The 14,135-nt window shown below is 30.7% G+C and carries 12 protein-coding genes and 1 pseudogene; 3 read left to right on the forward strand and 10 right to left on the reverse strand.

All coding sequences use genetic code 11. From position 1 onward, the window contains the following. Positions 1 to 21: 21 nt before the first annotated feature. The 6 genes and pseudogenes from BHW04_RS06820 to hflX all read right to left on the reverse strand — a co-directional run. Positions 22 to 126: pseudogene (locus BHW04_RS06820) on the reverse strand (IS1595 family transposase); the annotation flags it as partial. 556 nt (positions 127 to 682) lie between these two features. Beyond that, complete coding sequence (locus BHW04_RS06825) at positions 683 to 1,423, reverse strand: YebC/PmpR family DNA-binding transcriptional regulator (RefSeq protein ID WP_022211690.1); 741 nt, start codon at positions 1,421 to 1,423, stop codon at positions 683 to 685. Between the two features lie 92 nt (positions 1,424 to 1,515). After that, on the reverse strand, positions 1,516 to 1,917 hold the full coding sequence (locus tag BHW04_RS06830) for a hypothetical protein (protein ID WP_302699250.1): 402 nt from the start codon (positions 1,915 to 1,917) through the stop codon (positions 1,516 to 1,518). A gap of 193 nt (positions 1,918 to 2,110) precedes the next feature. Beyond that, positions 2,111 to 2,758: a YigZ family protein gene (locus BHW04_RS06835; RefSeq protein ID WP_302699251.1), complete on the reverse strand. Its 648-nt coding sequence runs from the start codon at positions 2,756 to 2,758 to the stop codon at positions 2,111 to 2,113. Next, positions 2,746 to 4,158 (reverse strand): aminotransferase-like domain-containing protein, encoded by a 1,413-nt coding sequence (locus BHW04_RS06840; protein ID WP_302699252.1) that lies wholly within the window; start codon positions 4,156 to 4,158, stop codon positions 2,746 to 2,748. The genes BHW04_RS06835 and BHW04_RS06840 overlap by 13 nt, the downstream gene beginning before the upstream one ends. A 45-nt stretch (positions 4,159 to 4,203) precedes the next feature. Next, positions 4,204 to 6,003, reverse strand: coding sequence for a GTPase HflX (hflX, locus tag BHW04_RS06845; RefSeq protein ID WP_302699253.1), 1,800 nt, complete (start codon positions 6,001 to 6,003; stop codon positions 4,204 to 4,206). Positions 6,004 to 6,093: 90 nt separating this feature from the next. Here hflX and hpt point away from each other — a divergent pair, with 90 nt between their 5' ends. Beyond that, the gene (gene hpt, locus BHW04_RS06850; protein WP_022211931.1) at positions 6,094 to 6,621 is read left to right on the forward strand and encodes a hypoxanthine phosphoribosyltransferase; all 528 of its coding nucleotides are present in this window, start codon (positions 6,094 to 6,096) and stop codon (positions 6,619 to 6,621) included. A 51-nt stretch (positions 6,622 to 6,672) separates the two neighbouring features. Here hpt and yunB read toward each other — a convergent pair whose 3' ends face one another. Next, entirely contained in the window at positions 6,673 to 7,338 is a 666-nt protein-coding gene (gene yunB / locus BHW04_RS06855) for a sporulation protein YunB (RefSeq protein ID WP_302699254.1), read from the reverse strand. Positions 7,339 to 7,446: 108 nt separating this feature from the next. Between yunB and BHW04_RS06860 the strand changes: the two genes are divergently transcribed. Beyond that, entirely contained in the window at positions 7,447 to 10,137 is a 2,691-nt protein-coding gene (locus BHW04_RS06860) for a transglycosylase domain-containing protein (RefSeq protein ID WP_302699255.1), read from the forward strand. Between the two features lie 293 nt (positions 10,138 to 10,430). Next, positions 10,431 to 11,846 carry an alanine/glycine:cation symporter family protein gene (locus tag BHW04_RS06865; RefSeq protein WP_302699256.1) on the forward strand — a complete coding sequence of 472 codons (1,416 nt, stop codon included), beginning with the start codon at positions 10,431 to 10,433 and terminating at the stop codon, positions 11,844 to 11,846. 75 nt (positions 11,847 to 11,921) lie between these two features. On the opposite strand, the gene BHW04_RS06870 is transcribed toward BHW04_RS06865, so the two are convergent. The 3 genes from BHW04_RS06870 to BHW04_RS06880 all read right to left on the reverse strand — a co-directional run bounded on the left by BHW04_RS06870 (position 11,922) and on the right by BHW04_RS06880 (position 14,124). Further along, positions 11,922 to 12,314, reverse strand: coding sequence for a DUF2721 domain-containing protein (locus BHW04_RS06870; RefSeq protein ID WP_022211935.1), 393 nt, complete (start codon positions 12,312 to 12,314; stop codon positions 11,922 to 11,924). Between the two features lie 155 nt (positions 12,315 to 12,469). Beyond that, positions 12,470 to 13,366 carry a dihydroorotate dehydrogenase gene (locus BHW04_RS06875; RefSeq protein ID WP_186835601.1) on the reverse strand — a complete coding sequence of 299 codons (897 nt, stop codon included), beginning with the start codon at positions 13,364 to 13,366 and terminating at the stop codon, positions 12,470 to 12,472. A 20-nt stretch (positions 13,367 to 13,386) separates the two neighbouring features. Then, on the reverse strand, positions 13,387 to 14,124 hold the full coding sequence (locus tag BHW04_RS06880; protein ID WP_302631834.1) for a dihydroorotate dehydrogenase electron transfer subunit: 738 nt from the start codon (positions 14,122 to 14,124) through the stop codon (positions 13,387 to 13,389). Positions 14,125 to 14,135 lie beyond the last annotated feature (11 nt).

Below are 14,135 nucleotides of genomic sequence, written 5' to 3' on the forward strand. Positions count from 1 at the left end.
AAATAATTGAGTCCATTTATATCAAAAAAAGTAGTTAGTTAGGAACTTGGTTGAAACACCATTAAACTTCCTTATCCATCTTTTTAAGCTACTATGAAAGGCATTAACTCTTTGAATATTATAAATATCTGATGAAATAAAAAGCACCTCCTATAAAGCTATCAACTCATAGAAAGTGCCTATATCAACTATTTTTACAATTCCGAATGAAATGAGGAATTGTTTCCTTAAGCTATCAGAATAATATAATGTTGGAGGAAATATCTGAATAAATCTTAGAAACTCTTTATTCCTGAAAGAGAATATGCATTAAGAAAATTTATTTGTCTGAGCGCCAACGAGTTATAAATTTTTAGTATGTTTCACTGAAGGAATAGTAGAGTTTCAAGGTGAAATAAAAACACTTCCTATAAAGTTTTCACCTCATAGAAAGTGTCTATATAACTAATTTCACAACTCTGAGTGTAGCGAAGAGTTGTTTCCTTTACTATAAAGGATATTATAAAATCGGAGGAAATATCTAAATAAGTTGCTGGAATTTCATTGTTAATGAAGAAGAATATGCGTTAAGAAAATTTATTTGTCTGAGCGACAGCGAGTTATAAATTTTTAGCATGTTTTGCTTCAGTAATAATAGAAATTCCCAATGAAATTTAGTAATTTCCGGAGATTTTATAATCTCCTACTCATCCCAGCCTTCTGGGAATTCAGCATTGTGGTAAACTTCTTGAACGTCATCATCATCTTCAAGCAAATCTAGCATCTTTTGGAACTTCTTAGCATCATCTTCATTGATTTCAGTATATGTATCTGGAATCATTTTTACTGATGCTTCTAAGAATTCTAAACCTTGGGCTTCTAGTTCTTCTCTAACTGCACTGAAGTCTTCTGGTGTAGTAGTTATGATAAATACTTCTTCTTCATCTGCATTAAAATCTTCTGCACCTGCATCTAAAGCCATCATCATGATTTCATCTTCATCTAAATCACCTTTTTCAATAACTATTTCTCCTTTTTCTTGGAACATGAAACCAACACATCCACTTGTTCCCATATTTCCGCCACCTTTAGTGAAAGCTGATCTTACGTTACCAGCTGATCTATTTTTATTATCTGTTAAAGTTTCAACTATTACAGCAACTCCTGATGGACCGTATCCTTCATATACTATGCTTTCGTAGTTAACTGCCGCTAACTCTCCTGAAGCTTTCTTAATAGATCTTGTTATTGTATCTCCTGGCATGTTTGCTGCTTTAGCTTTTGCTATAGCATCTCTTAATTTAGGGTTATTTTCAGGAGCAGGACCTCCATTCTTAACTGCAAGTACTATTTCCTTACCTATCTTTGTGAATATCTTTCCTCTTTTAGCATCTGCTTTCCCTTTTTTATTTTGAATATTATGCCATTTTGAATGTCCTGACATTGTTATTTCCTCCTAAATTACTATTTTTTAAACTGTATCAATTATACCATATTTATTCTAATTTAACAATTTTCTATTTCAAGTATTTACTTTCAACTTTTTTCTTCCATTATTTCATCATATAAGGATTTTGTTTTTTCAACTGTAGGTAAATTTATATAATATTCATCCTTTGCTGTCTTAATATAAATATAAGGGCCTTCACTATTATATAAATATAATCTTACATTTTTATCATCTAGTTTAAAGTATCCTTTTTTCTTGCCATTGCCAAGGATAATACCATTAACTACCTTATTAACCGTCGGAATTTTTTCTTCTAGTGAAAGTTCTTCAATATCTGCTATATCTATCTTATTGCCATAAAGCCCATAAACCTTGATGTAATCATTCTTTACAGTAGTATTTAATATGTTAGATGAAATAAATAAAACTAGCCCCATACATATAGGCAAAGAGATTATAATCTTTGCTATATTACTTTTACTTTGCATAATACCACCTCATAATTATTATCCCTTCCTTAACTTTACACTTTTCTATATAATATATTACTAATTTTACTTATATAAATATGACTAAAACCATGTAATTACTTAATATAAAGCACATTGCTAGAAACAATATATTATTTAAGATAAGAAAAAAGATAGCAATATATATTAAAAGTACTTGCTATCTTTTTTCTTAGATTATTTTATAAAGTCTATTCTCTTCTTTGAAGTATATATCCTCATCACTTTTTTCTACAGTTATCTTACCATTAGATACTTCTGTCATTTCTTTTTTAATAACTTCACTTACAGAAACTTCTGCTAAAATATGAACAATTACCTTATCAGTATATTCAGTATCTTCTATATGCCAATTATTTTGTCCACATACATATTGAACCTTGCCTATCATATCATAATCTAAATGTAAAGCCACATCTACTCCCTTTACTTTTTCAACTACTCCACCAGCTTTTAAAGCTATAGATGCCCCTTTTGTATAAGCTCTCGTAAGTCCACCTGTTCCTAGAAGTATTCCTCCAAAGTACCTTGTTACCACCACTGCACAGTCAGTTATATCACTTTTCTTCATAACTTCTAAGATAGGTATACCTGCTGTCCCCTGTGGCTCTCCATCATCACTATATCTTTGAATGCCCATATTTTCACCAATTACATATGCCCAACAGTTGTGACGTGCTTGCTTATGCATTGACTTTATTTCATTAACAAAGGCTTTTGCCTCTTCTTCACTTTCTACTCTCTTTGCATATCCTATAAATTCAGACTTTTTTTCAATAAATCTATCTTCTCCATAATCACGTATAGTTATATACGACATTTTATCAACTCCTCTTTTATAATATTTATTCCTCGTCTTATATCTTCTTCTTTCACTTGTGAATATCTTAACCTGAAAGAATAATTGCCTTCATCAGTACCAGTATAAAATATACTTCCTGGTGTAATATATATCTTTCTTTCCTTAAGCCTATAAAATAATTCTTCACTATTAATTTCCTTATTTTTCAGCTTAATATAAAAAGTCAGTCCTCCTTTAGGATCAATAAATGTAACATATTCCTTCAGTTCTTCTTCTAAAAGCCTCTTCATTAAATCATATCTCATCTTATATTCATTTTTTAAAAATGAAATATATCCCTTCCAGTATCCCTCTTTAATATACATTTCTAAAGAACGCTGCATCAGTGTTGATGTTGCTATATCTGTATTTACCTTTGAACTCATCATTGCATCTCTAAAAAACTTAGGATTTATTATGTATCCAAGTCTTATACCTGGCAAAAACACCTTAGAAAAACTCTTTATATAAACTACCCTATCATAAGCATCTAACTTTTTAAAAGGTTCATGTTGAAGGTTGTCATCATAAATAAGCTCTGATAAATAATCATCTTCAATTATATAAAAATCATAAATTTGGGCAAGTTCTAAAATCTTAAGCTTCTTTTCCCAGCTATAGCTAATCCCTGTAGGGTTATGAAAATAGCTCATGGTATAAAAGAATTTTATCTTATGCTTTTTAAGAATCTTTTCAAACTGCTCAATATTTATGCCATCTTCTTCTATTGGAACTTGAAAAACATTGGCTCTTCTCCACTTAAATACTGATAAGGCACCAGTATATGTAGGTTTTTCTACAATAACATTATCATTAATATTAAGCATTGCCTTAGATGCAATATCTATCCCCTGTTGAGCTCCTGAAACAATAAGTAAATCATCTATATCAAGACTCCCCTGCCAAAAGGCTTCATTTATTGTCTCTCTAAGCTTCATATATCCTAATGATTCCTGGTTTATTAATGCCTCAGCTCCATCCCTATCAAGAACTTTATTTATAACTTCCTTAAATTCATCTATTGGGAAAATTACCTCTCTATTACTCTCACCAGTAAAATCTATTATATTTTCATCTTTTGAACTTATCATAGACTTTATTTCTGTTGAATACTCTCTTTTAAAAAAGCTTATCATATCACGTTTCTTGACATATGTACCAGAACCTACTTTTTGAACGGCATAACCATCACTAACCAATCTCTTATAACAGCTCACTATAGTATCATTATTCACTACTAAAAACTTAGCAAGTGCTCTAATAGTTGGTAACTTTTCCCCTCCTGATATTCGTTTCTCATTAATAAGTTTTTTAATATTATTTGAAATTTGAATATATTTAGGTTCATACTCATTAAATTCTACAAAAAACTTTTCCATTCTTATCCCCTTATAACATAAAAAAAGAAGAATAATCTTCTTTTTTTACTGATTTATTAATTTAATAACAAATTCACTACTCTTATTATAGCTTTCATCATCTACTTCAACAATCATGAAAGTACCATTTTCTCTGTAATCTTCTTCAAAAACTCTTCCATTTCTATGAAGGAAAGACACCATGTCACTTCTATCATATGGAATAAGATATTCACATTTCTTCATTGTGTATGGAAGATTTTCTTCTATTTCATCTAATAGCACCTCTAAATTAGTACCTTCTTTAGCTGAAATTTCAATAGTATCATAATGCTCTGTTGCTACTTTTATCTCTTCTAAAAGTGCTGAATCTGCTTTATCAATCTTATTTAGCACAAGTATTGTCTTCTTATCTAAAGCATCTAGCTCATGTAGTACTTCTTCAACAGCTTTGATTTGTTCTAAAGCAGTTTCACTTGAAGCATCAACAACATGGCATAAAAGATCTGCGTATATTACTTCTTCTAAAGTTGATTTGAAGGCTTCAACAAGATCATGTGGTAACTTTCTTACAAAACCAACTGTATCTGTAAGAGTTATTATTCCTTTATTTTTTAATATTATTGCTCTAGTAGTGATATCTAAAGTGGCAAATAGCATATCTGCTTCAAATACCTTTTCTTTTCCTTGTACTTCTTTTTGTGCTGCTACATCACATAGAGCATTTCTTAAAGTTGATTTTCCTGCATTAGTATATCCAACTAATGAAACCTTTGGAATACTTTCTTTATTTCTCTTCTCTCTTTGAGTTTCTCTGATTTTCTTAATTTTCTTCAGTTCAGCATTTAAATCATATATCTGCTCTTTTATATGCCTTCTATCTGTTTCTAGCTTCTTCTCTCCTGGCCCTCTAGTCCCTATACCTCCACCGGTTCTTGAAAGTATAGTTCCAAGTCCTTGCAACCTGCTGGCTCTATATTTAAGTTGTGCCAGTTCAACTTGAATCTTTGCTTCCCTAGACTTAGCCCTTCTAGCAAATATTTCAAGAATAAGTGTTGTTCTATCAATTACCTTTGCCCCTAAAGCTGACTCTAAGTTTCTTACTTGTGAGCCAGATAATTCATCATCAAAAATAATTACATTAGCTCTTAACTTTTGTCTTAATGAAGCAATTTCTAATACTTTTCCTCTTCCTATGTAAAAGGCTGCATCTATTTTATTTCTACTTTGGAATACTGAATCAAGCACAGGTATTTCACAAGCCTTAGTAAGTTCTTTTAATTCTTCAAGACTTTCCTTAGTATCTGAACCTACTAAAATTGCACTTTCAATTTCATCTTCAATGATATCTCTTTCTTTTATCATTGAATCTATATAAGCAATTTTATTTAATATATTAATTGAAGTTAAATCTTCAATCTTAATATGCTGTTCTTCTTCATAATCTAATGTATCATTCATTACTGTTAACATACCTAATGAACAATCAATAATCTTTCCTTCATAAATTCCAATAGCTACAATAGCATCTAACTTAAGCTTCAATAATGCACTTATATCTAAAGCAGATAAATTACTAAAACCATTTGGATGAGTATGGATTATTCTCACTCCTGCTAATTTTTTTTCTCTTATATCTAATGTAGGAATTTCAACTGATGTTGAATCTCCTATGGCCACTGAAACTGTATTTCCTCTTCTATCTATGGCTACACTTATTTCTCTTTCAATAAATGATGAAACTCTTGATATTGTTTCCATTATGCTTAATGAACAAGCTTCATCTTTAGGTGTCTTAGCTTTATATAAAGATTCTAATTCATCCAGTGCTGATTTCCTAATTCCGTCTATATTACCATAAATCATTTTCTTCACCTCTACTTATACTCTTGACAACTTTCATATAATTTTATACTATAAATAAAACATTGTAAATATAGTAAACGGAGGATTCCCATGGAAAACAGAAAGCGAAACATATTATTTTCAGAAGAACAAATACAAGAAAAAGTTAAAGAATTAGGCGCACAAATCACAAAAGATTACCAAGGAAAAGAAATTTATATATTACCTCTTTTAAGAGGAAGTTTTGTATTCGGGGCTGACATATTTAAGGCAATTGACTTAAAAGCTAAAATTGGATTTATGACAACTTCTAGCTATGGAAACAGTGAAATAAGTTCAGGAACAGTTACAGTAGTTAACGATATTCCTGATAACATAGAAGGACTTGATGTTTTAATAGTAGATGATATAATTGACACAGGTTATACAATGGAGTTTGTTGTTGAACATGTTAAAAAGTTAGGAGCTAAATCTGTTAAAACTTGTACTTTACTTGATAAACCTTCAAGAAGAAAGGTAGATTTATCTCCAGACTACTGTTGTTTTGAAATAGATGATTTGTTTGTTGTAGGATATGGATTAGACTACAATGGATACTATAGAAATGTACCGTATGTGTTTAATTGGGAGCAAAAATAATTATAAAAACACAACTTTTGGATTAAAAAGTTGTGTTTTTATTTCTTTTTATTATGGATTCATATTAATAGCTGTATCTGGAATCTTTCCAACGATAATGGTATCAGAAACTGGTATCTGGCATGATACTTCTACATCCCTACTCTTAAGTGGAACTATCACTCTTACTTTCATATCCACATTTAAATAAATCTTATGTCGTGTTTGGTTAATTCCTGCACTTTCAAATACTGATTCATAGGAAGTATTTATCTTTCCTATTTGTCTCATTTTTACCGTTATACTTGGTCCTATATTATAAAAAAAAGAACTATTAGTGAGATATCCAATAGGTATTTTTACTCCAACACTTTCATACTCCTTAAAACGTTCATTACAACTTAAAACAACTTGTGAAGCTAAATAATTCTGCATAACTGTATCTGCTCTCACCAATGATATATTTCCTTCCTCATCTTTTTCTATATGTATTATATCATCGTACTTGAAACTTTCAGAGTATACAGCTACACTCTCCTCATTAATTATGGAAACAGCTTCACTTTCCATCTTAATTTCAGCCATATCAATAATTGTCGGCAGCATTCTTTTATCAAAAATATAAAAAAATAGATTAAATAACATCAAAATTGTAATAATAATAGCTAGATATATATTTATCTTTCTATTTTTTTTAAATTTTAAGATTTTACTGTTTTTTTCTGTATAATACTTCATAATTTATACACCTTATGCTTTATATTATTTTAATATATTAATAAATATGCTATAATATGATATATTATTATAAAATTAAATACTTGATTCTTATTAAGGGAGGAACAAATGGCTACTAACAAAAAGTCTAATGGATCTGTTGAAAATAAAAATACTACAGATTCAAAAAAAACAAACAAGAAAAAGACTTCTAAGGTAAAAAGATTTTTTAAATACTTCTTCCTTACCGTAGTAATGTTAGGATTAATAGGACTTGTTGTTGGTCTTGGATATATTTTTGCCGTTGTAAAAACAGCACCTGATTTGGATGTTAACTCAATATTAAATCTTAATCAACCATCAATGTTATATGATGATGCTGGTGAATTTATAGACAATCTACCTACACAAGAAGAGCGTTATGTCATTTCTTATGATGAAATGCCGCAAAACCTTGTTAATGCTTATATTTCTATAGAGGATGAACGTTTCAGAAACCATAAAGGTATTGACGTTCGCAGAATCATAGGTGCTGCACTTAGAGATGTAGTGGTTATCATAAAAGGAAAAGGCGGAGTACATGGTGCTTCTACCATAACTCAACAATTAGTAAAAAATACTGTCCTTATTGATGAAGCATCTAGTGAAGACACTGCACTTGATTCTATAAATAGAAAAATTAAAGAAATTTATCTTTCTTTACAGTTAGAAAAGAAACTTACTAAAAATCAAATAGTGGAAGCTTATTTAAATACTATCCCTCTTGGTGGATATGTATACGGTGTTGAAGCTGCTTCTTTATCTTACTTTAATAAGCCAGCAAAAGACCTAACACTTCCTGAATGTGCTTACCTAGCAGGTATTACACAGGCACCTTCATATTATAGTGCATATAACACTGAAGAAGAAAACTATCCAAATACTTATCTTGACAGAACTAAAGCTGTATTAATGAAAATGCTGGAACTTCATTATATTACGCAAGAAGAATATAATGAAGCTTATGCTTTTGTAGATTCAAACTCTTTTGAATTTAATGCTGCTGAAATTAGTTACTCTGTTGATTATGAATGGTTTGTATACCCTGCTCTTGATCAAGTAAGATCAGATTTAAAAGAAAAATATAAGTATACAGATGAAGAGATAAGTAAACTATTTGTTAATGGTGGATTAAAAATTTATACTACAATGAATAGAACAATGCAAGATGGCGTTCAAGCTGTACTTGATGACAGAAGTAATCTTGATGTGAAGATAAATGGAAGTTATAGTGAAGAGCCTTTAACCAATGAAGGAGTATATATGCTTCAATCTGCCGCTACAGTCATGGATTATAAAACTGGTGAAGTAAAGGCTCTTATTGGTGGAAGAGGTAAGCAACCAGCTAACTCTTTAAATAGAGCTTATGATGATTTAAAGTCAATTGCTTCAAATACAAAACCTTTAACAGTTTATGGTCCTGCAATTGACACTAAAAATTATACTGCCGCTACACCAATTGATGATTCACCTTTAACTAATGAAGAATTATCAAACTTTGGTTATTCATTCCAACCAACTAATTGGAATGGTGTATATGATGGATTAATAACTCCAAGAGAAGCTATTATGTATTCTAAAAATATTACTTCTTTAAAAGTTGTATACAATTTAGGATTATCAACAGCCTTAGAGTATGGCAAAAAATCTGGATTAATCTATAACTCAGAATCTTCTAAAAGTATAGCTACTTTAGCTCTAGGTGAATTCAATAATGATCCATCTGATAGAGATGGTGGTAATACCACTATTCTTGCTTCTGCTTATGGTTCATTTGGAAATAAAGGTATTAGAACTGAAGCTATCCTTTATACAAAAGTTATAGACTCTACTGGAAAAGTAATCTTAGATAAGACTGCCGATACTACTAAGCTTTTCTCTGAAGAAACTGCTTATATAATGTATGATATATTAAAAGGACCTGTTACAGGTTTTGATGCTGGCGGTGCTAAGTTTGGTGATATACCTGTGGCTGGAAAGAGTGGAACTACCGATAACAGTGATTCATTCTGGTTCTCAGGACTTACTCCTTACTACTCTGCATCTGTTTGGATAGGTTATGACATGCCTACTAAACTTAATGGTTATAGTAGTTCTGCTGCTAGCCTTTGGGGTGATGTTATGAGAGTTGTTCATCAAGGTCTTTCATATAAAGAAATTGAAAAGCCATCAACTGTTGTAACTGCTACTGTATGTCGTGATTCCGGAAAACTTGCCACTGACCTATGTGCACAAGATCAAAGAGGAAGCCGTGTACGTACTGAATACTTCATTGAAGGTACTCAACCTACAACTGCTTGTGACGTTCATGTAACAGCTAAGGTAAACAGTACTAACAATAAACTGGCAACTGCAAGTACTCCTGTTAGAAACATTGTAACTAAGGTGTTTATCAAGAAACTGAACCCTAATTCAGCAACTACAGATTATCCTTATGTACTTCCAACAGAATATGATAATAGTTCAGGTTCTCAAACTATTTCTTTATCTAGCTTGGGATTAAGTAAGAACATGGATCTTTATGATGCTATAAAAATATTAAACGAAAATGAAATAAGCTACACTATTTCTGGTGAATCTATTTCAGGAAGTATAACTAGTGGGCAATATACTGTTAAAAACTTTAAATCAACAATTAAAGCTGGTGAATCAGTTTCTTTAACAGTTGCAAAAGCCTCTAGTTCTAATAATAACAATAATAATAGCAATAATTATGATTCAAATAATAATGGTAACTCTAATGGTTCTGCTTTAGATGAACTGGAAGATGACTTAAATTAAATCTTATCTTGATTAGACGATTTATTTAACTAGTATATTGGTGTATTAAATGTAAGATATCTACTTATATTTAATACACTTTTTTCTTACACTAAATTAATAATACACGATTTATACGTAAAAATTGGTTTTCTTTTATTTGAAATATATTAAGCATTTTTTTTGCAAATTATCTAGCTTTAAAGGGTTTTTTATCTTTTTTATGAATTATATGTTTTTTATTCTTGCATTTTAAGTGTTTTTATTATAAAATTATAAAAAACAATACACGAATGATATTAGGAGGTAACTATATGAATTTTTGTAGTAATTTATTCAACTCATTAAATGATTATATTTTAATGTTTAATGATTTCTTATGGACGTATATATTAATTGCTGTTTTAATAGCACTCGGTATATATTTCACTGTGAAAACTAATTTTGTCCAATTTAAAAATATAAAAGAAATGTTTAAACTTTTAAGTGAAGGTTCCTCTTCATCAGAAAAAGGATCTATTTCTTCATTCCAAGCTTTTTGTATTGGAACAGCTTCAAGAGTTGGTACTGGTAATTTAGCAGGTGTGGCTACAGCTATTGCTATAGGTGGTCCTGGTGCTATCTTTTGGATGTGGCTTATTTCCTTAATTGGTTCTGCCTCTGCTTTTATAGAGTCCACTTTAGCACAGATATACAAAGAAAAAGATGGTGACTCTTTTAAAGGTGGTCCAGCTTACTATATGGAAAAAGGATTAAAAAAGAGATGGCTTGGTATTTTATTCTCAGTTTTAATTATTATAAGCTTTGGATTTGCATTTAACTCTGTTCAATCAAATACAATTGCTAATGCATTTAGCTCTGCTTTTAATATTGATGTAAAAATTACTGGTGTTATACTTACAACTTTTACTTTAGTTATAATCTTTGGTGGTGTACATAGAATTGCTAAGATAACAGGGTTAATAGTTCCTGTTATGGCTGTAGCTTATCTTTTATTAGCAGCATTCATAGTTTGCAAAAATATAACTGAACTTCCTTCAGTAATAAGAATGATTTTTACTAACGCTTTTGGCTTTGAACAATTCTTAGGAGGTACTTTTGGAGCTGCTTTACTTCAAGGTATTAAAAGAGGTTTATTCTCAAATGAGGCCGGTATGGGATCTGCTCCAAATGCAGCAGCTGTTGCAAGTGTAAGTCATCCTGTTAAGCAAGGTTTCATTCAAACTTTAGGAGTATTTACCGATACATTAATCATCTGTACTTCTACTGCTTTAATCATATTAGTTTCAGGTGCTCCACTTGATGGATCAGTAAAAGGTATTGAACTTACTCAGCTTGCTGTAACTTCCCAAGTTGGTTCTTGGGGTGGAACATTCATTGCAATTTGTATCTTATTATTTGCTTTTAGCTCAATCATAGGAAACTATTATTATGGTGAAACAAATATTCAATTTATATCTGATAAAAAAATATATCTATATACTTACCGTATCTTAGTTGCTATTATGGTAATGCTAGGTTCAGTAGTATCAATGGATATAGTTTGGAACTTTGCAGACGTATCTATGGGGCTTATGGCTATCACAAACCTTGTTGCCATATTACTACTTAGCAACATAGCTTTCAAAGCATTTAAAGATTACAATAACCAAAAGAAACAAGGCTTAGACCCAGTATTTATAGCTTCTTCTATTCCTGAAATAGCAGACGACTTAGAATGCTGGAAGTAACATAAAAAATAGAACCACTAGCTAATCAAGCTATTGGTTCTATTTTTTATGAATTAATCGGTGGCGAAGCGTTAATTACTTAATTCCTTCTTTATCTAATTGAAGTGTAATTGCCTTTACTGAAATGTTAACTTCGTAAAGAGACAATAAAAGTGAACTCATTAATGATAATAAACTTATAGCAAATATAACTTCACCTAAAAATTGTTTATTAATGTAAAGAACAAACATCGTAAGTACACATAAAAAGAAGCTAAAAACTCCTAGAGTCTGCATCCATCTTATAATATTTATTCTCTTTCTTAAGTTTTTTATTTGCATTAATACTATTTCATCTTTATCCTTCTTATATTGAAGATCTAGCTGTCTTAACAATCCTGCTAAGGTTAAGAATCTACTGGTATATGCTGAAATTAAAAGCGATATAGCTGTAAATAATAAAGCAGGTGTTGTCATTTCTATCCTCATCATTTCCTCCAGTAATATATCTTATTATATTTTTATATCTATATTTTACATTAACATGTTAAATTTTGAAAGTAATTTATTATTTAATGAAATTAAAATAAAGATAAAGACTCAGCATCTTCTGAATCCTTATCTTTATGAGTATTTTACAAAATTTATATTATACCAATAATTTCATTTATATCTTTGATTCCTTGTTCCATGCAAAACTGTTCCATTTGCTTTACAACTTCTTTTCCTGCATTAGGATTAAAAAAATTAACTGTTCCTATTTGAATTGCTGTTGCTCCTGCCATCATGAATTCAATGGCATCAGTACCTGATACTATTCCACCTAGGCCTATAACTGGAATGCTTACAGCTTTTGATACTTCATGTACCATTCTAAGTGCTATTGGTTTTACTGCTGGTCCTGATAGTCCTGCATAAACATTATCAAATATAGGCTTTCTCTTATATGGATCTATTGCTAAGCCTTTTATAGTATTAATTAATGATATTGAATCAGCACCTGCTTTTTCACATTGTGTGGCCATATCAACTATATCTTCGGCATTAGGTGATAATTTTACCATAAGTGGCTTATGGGCTATGGCCTTTATTTTTGAAACAATTTCATAAGCTACCTCTGATTTGATTCCAAAAGCCATTCCCCCACTTTTTACATTAGGACATGATATATTAAGCTCTATCATATCTATATCTGTGCCTCTAAGCCTTTCTATTGCTGCCTCATAATCTTCTATACAGCCACCACCTACATTAGCTATGATGTTAGTATCAAACTGCTTCATCTTTATTAATTCTTCATTTATAAACTTATCTATTCCTGGATTTTGTAGCCCTACTGAATTCATCATTCCACTTGGCGTTTCAAAAACCCTTATACCGCTATTACCTTCTTTAGGATTTATTGTAAGTCCCTTAGATGAAATACCACCTAGTATTCCAACATCATAAAATTCATTATATTCGCTTCCAAATCCAAATGTTCCTGAAGCTGCTATTACAGGATTCTTAAAATCTACGCCATTTATATTAACCTTTAACATCTTATGCACTCCTTAAGCCTTTATAGTTCTACATAGTTTCCATCAAATACTGGACCATCTTTGCATGTTCTCTTATTACCATCTTTAGTTTTACATGTACATACAAGACATGCACCTACGCCACAAGCCATATGCTTTTCCATTGATACAAAAACCTGCACTCCATGCATCTTACACATTTCAACTACTTTTTTCATCATTACTTCTGGACCACAGCACAATACTGTGTCATATTCATCTACCTTTAATATATCTGTTATAAATCCATGATGTCCATATTTACCAGTATTAGTTGAAACATAACCTTCATTTATGTATTCACACATTTCATTTGTTAAATATATTTCATCTCTAAAGCCTGCATATAGATCTAATTTCATTCCCTTATTTCTTTTTCTAAGCTCTCTTGCTAGCATTACCATAGGGGCTATTCCTATTCCCCCAGCAACTAAAGCTACATTTCCATATTTTCTGTCAATATCAAACCCATTTCCAAGAGGCCCTGTAAGGTCAATATAATCATTTTCTGTAAGTGTAGCAAACTCCTGTGTTCCTTTTCCTACTGTAGCATAAACAAATGTAATCTTTCCATCTTTACTTTCACTTATGCTTATTGGTCGTGGAAGAAGAGTTCCTCCTTGATGTTTAAGCATATAAAATTGTCCAGGTTTAACTATGCTATCTTCTGCCACAACCATTTCATATATTCCATCTACAATCTTTTTATTAGATAATATTTTTGCTCTTGTATATTTCATGATATTATCCT

Source organism: Clostridium sp. 29_15, from assembly GCF_001916075.1.
Lineage (GTDB): Bacteria > Bacillota > Clostridia > Clostridiales > Clostridiaceae > Clostridium > Clostridium lentum.

Bases quoted from the DNA above. Each gene is read 5' to 3' on its own strand.
- BHW04_RS06825 (WP_022211690.1), bottom strand. From the start codon at position 1,423: ATGTCAGGACATTCAAAATGGCATAATATTCAAAATAAAAAAGGGAAA.
- BHW04_RS06830 (WP_302699250.1), bottom strand. From the start codon at position 1,917: ATGCAAAGTAAAAGTAATATAGCAAAGATTATAATCTCTTTGCCTATA.
- BHW04_RS06835 (WP_302699251.1), bottom strand. From the start codon at position 2,758: ATGTCGTATATAACTATACGTGATTATGGAGAAGATAGATTTATTGAA.
- BHW04_RS06840 (WP_302699252.1), bottom strand. From the start codon at position 4,158: ATGGAAAAGTTTTTTGTAGAATTTAATGAGTATGAACCTAAATATATT.
- hflX (WP_302699253.1), bottom strand. From the start codon at position 6,003: ATGATTTATGGTAATATAGACGGAATTAGGAAATCAGCACTGGATGAA.
- hpt (WP_022211931.1), top strand. From the start codon at position 6,094: ATGGAAAACAGAAAGCGAAACATATTATTTTCAGAAGAACAAATACAA.
- yunB (WP_302699254.1), bottom strand. From the start codon at position 7,338: ATGAAGTATTATACAGAAAAAAACAGTAAAATCTTAAAATTTAAAAAA.
- BHW04_RS06860 (WP_302699255.1), top strand. From the start codon at position 7,447: ATGGCTACTAACAAAAAGTCTAATGGATCTGTTGAAAATAAAAATACT.
- BHW04_RS06865 (WP_302699256.1), top strand. From the start codon at position 10,431: ATGAATTTTTGTAGTAATTTATTCAACTCATTAAATGATTATATTTTA.
- BHW04_RS06870 (WP_022211935.1), bottom strand. From the start codon at position 12,314: ATGAGGATAGAAATGACAACACCTGCTTTATTATTTACAGCTATATCG.
- BHW04_RS06875 (WP_186835601.1), bottom strand. From the start codon at position 13,366: ATGTTAAAGGTTAATATAAATGGCGTAGATTTTAAGAATCCTGTAATA.
- BHW04_RS06880 (WP_302631834.1), bottom strand. From the start codon at position 14,124: ATGAAATATACAAGAGCAAAAATATTATCTAATAAAAAGATTGTAGAT.